The sequence below is a fragment of the Candidatus Hakubella thermalkaliphila genome (genome assembly GCF_013281975.1).
Taxonomy (GTDB): Bacteria; Actinomycetota; Humimicrobiia; order Hakubellales; family Hakubellaceae; genus Hakubella; species Hakubella thermalkaliphila.
In genome coordinates this window covers 1-2,972 of the sequence record NZ_BLRZ01000162.1, presented here as the reverse complement: position 1 = coordinate 2,972, position 2,972 = coordinate 1, and the positions used below count along the sequence as shown (strand labels likewise).

Annotated in this window: 3 protein-coding genes; all 3 read left to right on the top strand. The window is 48.8% G+C overall.

The genetic code is table 11. The annotated features are described in order from the left end of the window. Positions 1-161 precede the first annotated feature (161 nt). Genes HW443_RS10300 through argR form a run of 3 tightly spaced genes read left to right on the top strand, consistent with a single transcriptional unit; the run spans position 162 to position 2,795 of the window. The gene (locus HW443_RS10300) at positions 162-1,373 is read left to right on the top strand and encodes an aspartate aminotransferase family protein (RefSeq protein WP_176236015.1); all 1,212 of its coding nucleotides are present in this window, start codon (positions 162-164) and stop codon (positions 1,371-1,373) included. 9 nt (positions 1,374-1,382) lie between these two features. Then, positions 1,383-2,318 (top strand): ornithine carbamoyltransferase, encoded by a 936-nt coding sequence (gene argF, locus HW443_RS10295; RefSeq protein ID WP_176238158.1) that lies wholly within the window; start codon positions 1,383-1,385, stop codon positions 2,316-2,318. A gap of 18 nt (positions 2,319-2,336) precedes the next feature. Then, the gene (gene argR, locus HW443_RS10290) at positions 2,337-2,795 is read left to right on the top strand and encodes an arginine repressor (RefSeq protein ID WP_176229096.1); all 459 of its coding nucleotides are present in this window, start codon (positions 2,337-2,339) and stop codon (positions 2,793-2,795) included. The last annotated feature ends 177 nt before the right edge of the window (positions 2,796-2,972 follow it).

Below are 2,972 nucleotides of genomic sequence, written 5' to 3'. Positions count from 1 at the left end.
TTTAATTGAACCACAACATATTGTATGTATTCAGGTAAATGACGTTGTAGGGTTAATTTAGGGAACTCCTCGTCTGTAGAGGCGGGTATGATAACCGTTTCCTGTGTCTTCCGTACTCTGATGAAGAGATCGATACTGCCGAAGAGCTCGGGGGAGGATATATGAGCAATACTGAGGAAATTATCAATAAAGGAAATAAGTATCTTATGGCCACCTATGCCCGGCTGCCTGTGGTTTTCCAGAGAGGGGAGGATTATCATCTTTGGGATGTGGAGGGGAAGGAATATCTTGATTTCATTGCTGGATACGGAGTATGTAGCGTGGGGCACTCTCATCCCAGGGTGGTAGAGGCTATCGTGGAGCAAGCCAGAGAGATAATCCAGCCCTCCAACCTTTTCTACAACTGCCCTCAGGTAGAGCTGGCGGAGCTTCTGAGTCGTTTGACTATAGGAGGGAGATCCTTTCTGGCTAACAGTGGAGCTGAGGCCAATGAGGCGGCCATAAAGCTGGCCAGGAAGTATTCTCGCCAGAAATTCAGGGAGAACAGATACGAAATTATCACTGCTTACAACTCCTTCCACGGCCGCACTCTCGCCACGCTGGCAGCTACTGGACAACTGTCCAAACAGAAGTCCTTTGCACCTCTTACTCCTGGTTTCAAGCACGTTCCTTTCAATAATGTGGAAGAGATGGAGAAAGCTATTAGTGAAAAGGACTGTGCGGTCATGATTGAGCCCATCCAGGGTGAAGGAGGAGTTATTGTCCCTGATCAAAGCTTCCTGGGTAAGGTAAGAAAACTCTGTAACGATCACAACTTGCTCCTCATCATTGATGAAATCCAAACTGGCATGGGTCGCACCGGAGAGCTCTTTGCTTATCAGCATTATGGGATAGAGCCGGATATCCTCACTCTGGCCAAAGGCCTGGGAGGAGGAGTGCCCATAGGAGTAATGATGGCCAGGGATCCTCTCTGGGAAGTCTTTGATGTGGGCTCTCATGGTTCTACCTTTGGGGGTAATGCTCTGGCCTGTACTGCTGCCCTGGCTACTCTGAGGATAATCCTGGAGGAAGATCTATCCAGCCGGGCCAAAAGAACAGGAGAGTTCTTTATGGAAAGGCTTAAGGAGCTACATAGAAAGTGGCCTCAATTTATCAGTCAGGTGAGGGGTAAGGGTCTCATGCTGGCTATGGAGTTCAAAGGGGATATAGCTGAGGAGATAGTCAGACAGGGCCTTGAGGAGGGCCTGGTGCTCAATGGCCTGACTCCCCGAGTGATTCGCTTCCTGCCCCCTCTGACCATCGAAGAGTCAGCCATAGAGAGGTTAATAGATTTTCTGAACCAGGTCCTGATAAAACTGGAAAAACAGCATTAAGGAGGTTGTCTGTTGGAGAGAAAGAAAAAGAAAGACCTTTTGGGCTTGAAAGATCTGAGCGGCCAGGAGATTGAGGAGATCATCAGTTGGGCGGAGAAGATGAAAGAGAATTCCAAGAGGGGGGTGGAGGAGCAATTTCTGAAAGGAAAGTGCATAGCTCTCCTTTTTACCAAGCCCTCTACCAGAACTCGGGTCTCCTTTGAGGTGGCTATTAGTGATCTGGGTGGATATCCTCTTTTCCTGAGCGCTCAGGATCTCCAACTTTCCCGCGGAGAGACCATTGAAGATACCGCCAGAGTTCTCTCTTGCTATGTGGATGGGTTGGTTATCCGGACCTTTGCTCAGGAAGAGATCGAGGAGTATGCCCGATCTGGTGATATTCCGGTCATCAATGCTCTTACCGATAAGTTCCATCCCTGCCAGATCCTGGCCGATATTTTGACTATAAAAGAGAAGAAAGGAAGATTGCCAGGCCTAAAGCTAGTTTATCTGGGGGACGGCAACAATGTGGCTAATTCAATCCTTATCGGAATGACCAAAGTGGGGATGGATGTAACCATATGTTGCCCCCCGGGCTACGAGCCGGCCGAAGATGTGATAGCTCTGGCCCAGGAGATAGCCAACCGCTCTGGCCTGACGGCCCTGATCAGCCACAATCCTGGGGAAGCTGTGCAGGGAGCCGATGTGCTCTATACTGATGTCTGGGCTAGCATGGGCCAGGAGAGGGACCAAGAGGAACGGGCTAGAATTTTTGGCCCTTTTCAGATAAACTCCCGACTGATCTCCCGGGCCAGGGAGGATGCCATCATAATGCATTGTCTTCCTGCTCACCGGGGAGAGGAGATCACGGATGAGATTATGTCCCACCCGAGATGTGTCATTTACGATCAGGCAGAAAACCGTCTTCACGCCCAGAAGGCAGTCCTTAAATTTCTGTATCAGTAGGCAGGGTTAGACCAGGATATGGCAAGAAAAGAGAGGCTGAGAATTATACAGGAGATAGTGGCTCAGAACAAAATTAACACTCAGGAAGAGCTGGCCAGGAAACTGGCTCAGGTGGGTATCGAAGTGAGCCAGGCCACCATCTCTCGGGACATAAAGAGTCTGGGTCTGGCAAAGATAAAAAACAGAGATGGGAAAGTAAGTTATGCCATAGAGAGCACAAACAGACTTTCCTTGTCTCAGGATAAGTTAAAGTCTCTCCGAAAGCGAGTGGAGGATTCCCTGATTTCAGCGGAGGTAGTGATGAACCAGGTAGTTATAAAGACGACTCCGGGTAGCGCTCACAGTCTTGCTGCGGCTATAGATGACATTGGCTTTTCTCAAGTGGTGGGCACCCTGGCAGGTGACGACACCATTCTGGTCATATCCAGGAATAATGAAGAAGCCCAAGATTTTTACCACAAATTGTTAAGCTATTAATTAGAAAATAGCCAATATTTTCATGATTCATGGGATGGTGACCGTATCAAGAACAATCAGGTTTAAAGGAATCGCCCATGCACCGTGGCGCACCACGTCGCATGAAAATTATGTTATTTTCAAAGGAATCGCCCATGCACCGCGGCGCACCACGTCGCATGAAAATTGGGTTATTTT

Bases quoted from the DNA above. Each gene is read 5' to 3' on its own strand.
- argR (WP_176229096.1), top strand. From the start codon at position 2,337: ATGGCAAGAAAAGAGAGGCTGAGAATTATACAGGAGATAGTGGCTCAG.
- HW443_RS10300 (WP_176236015.1), top strand. From the start codon at position 162: ATGAGCAATACTGAGGAAATTATCAATAAAGGAAATAAGTATCTTATG.